This is a genomic window from Dactylosporangium siamense, assembly GCF_016862795.1.
Taxonomy (GTDB): domain Bacteria; phylum Actinomycetota; class Actinomycetes; order Mycobacteriales; family Micromonosporaceae; genus Dactylosporangium; species Dactylosporangium siamense.
In genome coordinates this window covers 1-2,229 of the sequence record NZ_BONQ01000252.1, presented here as the reverse complement: position 1 = coordinate 2,229, position 2,229 = coordinate 1, and the positions used below count along the sequence as shown (strand labels likewise).

Genomic DNA, 2,229 nt, shown 5'->3' with positions numbered 1-2,229 from the left:
TTCGGGTCGGCGTTCCACGCCGCGATCCAGGCGTCGACGTCGGTTTCCAGGTTCGCGACGCTGCGGTGGGTGGAGCGGCGGAGTTTGCGGTTGGTCAGTTCGGCCAACCAGCGCTCGACGAGGTTGAGCCAGGACGAGTAGGTCGGCGTGAAGTGCAGGTGGAATCGGGGGTGCTTCAGCAGCCACTGCTGGATGGCGGGTGTCTTGTGGGTGGCGTAGTTGTCCAGGACGAGGTGCAGGTCCAGGTCCGGTGGGGTGGCGCGGTCGATGGTGCGCAGGAAGCGCAGGAACTCCTGATGGCGATGTTTGCGCTGGGTCTGACCGATGACGTTGCCGGTGGCGACATCCAGGGCGGCGAACAGGCTGGTGGTGCCGTGACGGATGTAATCGTGGGTCTGCCGGCCAGGCGTGGCGGGCATCATCGGAAACACCGGCGCCGTGCGGTCCAGGGCATGGATCTGAGATTTCTCGTCCACCGCGAGGACCATGGCGGCGTCGGGCGGGTCGAGATACAACCCGACGATGTCGCGGACCTTGTCGATGAACAGCGGGTCGGTCGGCAGCTTCCAGTTGTCGACCTGGTGCGGCTTGAGTCCGATCGCCCGCCAGCTTCGGGCGACGGCCATCGCCCATGTCGAACAATCGATCAATGAATCAACGACTCAGCACACTGGCTGCCCCACCGCTCCGCGGCGGGTCCCGCCGGGGGATTCTCACCCCGGACCCCCAATGCTCGCTGCGCTCGCACAGCCTGCGCCGGAGGCGCGGCTGAGACCATGGCGCTGCATCGACGCCGGATGAACGGAGCAAGTACGGAATCCTTACCTCGAATTCACGTTCGGATCGGGTTTCGAATTTCTTCAATTGCTATGGTAATTCTCGTCCATCGATGAACGGAGGCATCGTTGAAAAAGGTAATCGTCCGTGCTGCGGTCGGGCTCACCGCAATGATCGCAGTGCTCGGGCTGGTCCCGAACGCGGCTCAGGCCAGTGCAACATCGCATCAGTTCACGTATTCGTCGCCCTACTACGAGTACTACGACTCCACCGGCCGCCTGACGGGTCAGGTGACGTATTCCACAGGAAATCCGATGGCGTGGAGCTGGCGGTTCTCTGCCGGCGTGCAGGCACTCGCGCCAGGCGCCGTGATGACTTGTGACGCGTGGAATCTGGACGGCAGCACGCTGACCTCGTATCACGACAACCACTCGGGTATCCCGGTCGGATATCTGTGGCATTCGACGGTTCCGTGGAATCCGATCGGACACAACATGCGGCTGGTCGGTTCGTGTTCGTTCCAGTCCCCGGGCGGTCTGGTCAACGCGGGTTTCACATTCGATTACGTGGTCAGCAACGCCGGCCTGCCGATCGCGCCCGCGGGTGCGACTCGCGAGGTGAGCGTCACGACGACGGTCCAGATCACCCCGAATCCGTAAGCTAACGTCGTCCCAATGGCAGACCTTCTCGTCTGGCTCGTGGCCGGCCCGCCGTCACTCGGCGCGCCGGCCACGATCCAGTCCGCATGCAGCCTGGTCGGGCACGATCTCATGACAATGGCAGAACTCGATGCGGCACTGCCGGATGCGACGTGGCAGGCCGCGCCCCGATCAACCGATGAACCGGTTCCGGACACGTTCTGGACCGTGGGGCTGGGTAGCGGTCCCGAGCGGAGGTTCAGCTTCGGCCTGAACACCGAGCTGAGTGCGGTGCAGAGCGCCGTTTCCGTGGCGAATGCCGTCCAGGACCATCTCGCCGGATACGAAGGAATGCAATGGCCGGAGTGCCCCGGGCATCAACATCCGATGGCCGCCCGGATCGTCGATGGTTCCGCCGTCTGGGTGTGCCGCTCGGAAGGCCGGCGCATCGCCGAGATCGGACAGCTGCACACGATCGCATAGCAGGCGGGTGGACGCCCCGACGCCCCGGCCGCCCAACGCCGCGAACGAGCCCGCGTCCGCTCCGAACGACGACGCCGCTGGGGTCAGCCCGCCACCCGAGCGGCCTGACCCCAACCCGGCCGACGATTCCGGTCACAGCACTGGTAGGGCTTTGTCAGGTCTGTCGTCGGTTGTCGCGGCGTAAGGGTTTCACTTGCGGTGGCTCGGCGACTCGCGGGTTCCCGTCGCCGGAGTCGTCGCCCACCTGGTCAACGAGTTCCTGGTGCATGGGCGGCGCTGCGCCGGGACGTCGTCGTCGGCGGGCGCCGTCCGTGGCGGCTGCCGGCGTTCC

At 65.5% G+C, this 2,229-nt stretch carries 2 protein-coding genes and 2 pseudogenes; 3 read left to right on the top strand and 1 reads right to left on the bottom strand.

The window, feature by feature from the left end; genetic code table 11:
- Positions 1-620 (bottom strand): annotated as a pseudogene (locus tag Dsi01nite_RS56780) (IS630 family transposase); the annotation flags it as partial.
- A 285-nt stretch (positions 621-905) separates the two neighbouring features.
- Between Dsi01nite_RS56780 and Dsi01nite_RS56775 the strand changes: the two are divergent.
- The 3 genes and pseudogenes from Dsi01nite_RS56775 to Dsi01nite_RS58800 form a co-directional block, all read left to right on the top strand.
- The gene (locus tag Dsi01nite_RS56775) at positions 906-1,436 is read left to right on the top strand and encodes a hypothetical protein (RefSeq protein WP_203854864.1); all 531 of its coding nucleotides are present in this window, start codon (positions 906-908) and stop codon (positions 1,434-1,436) included.
- Between the two features lie 15 nt (positions 1,437-1,451).
- Positions 1,452-1,898: a hypothetical protein gene (locus tag Dsi01nite_RS56770; RefSeq protein ID WP_203854863.1), complete on the top strand. Its 447-nt coding sequence runs from the start codon at positions 1,452-1,454 to the stop codon at positions 1,896-1,898.
- A 15-nt stretch (positions 1,899-1,913) separates the two neighbouring features.
- Positions 1,914-2,006, top strand: a pseudogene (locus Dsi01nite_RS58800) (integrase); the annotation flags it as partial.
- Positions 2,007-2,229 lie beyond the last annotated feature (223 nt).

Bases quoted from the DNA above. Each gene is read 5' to 3' on its own strand.
- Dsi01nite_RS56770 (WP_203854863.1), top strand. From the start codon at position 1,452: ATGGCAGACCTTCTCGTCTGGCTCGTGGCCGGCCCGCCGTCACTCGGC.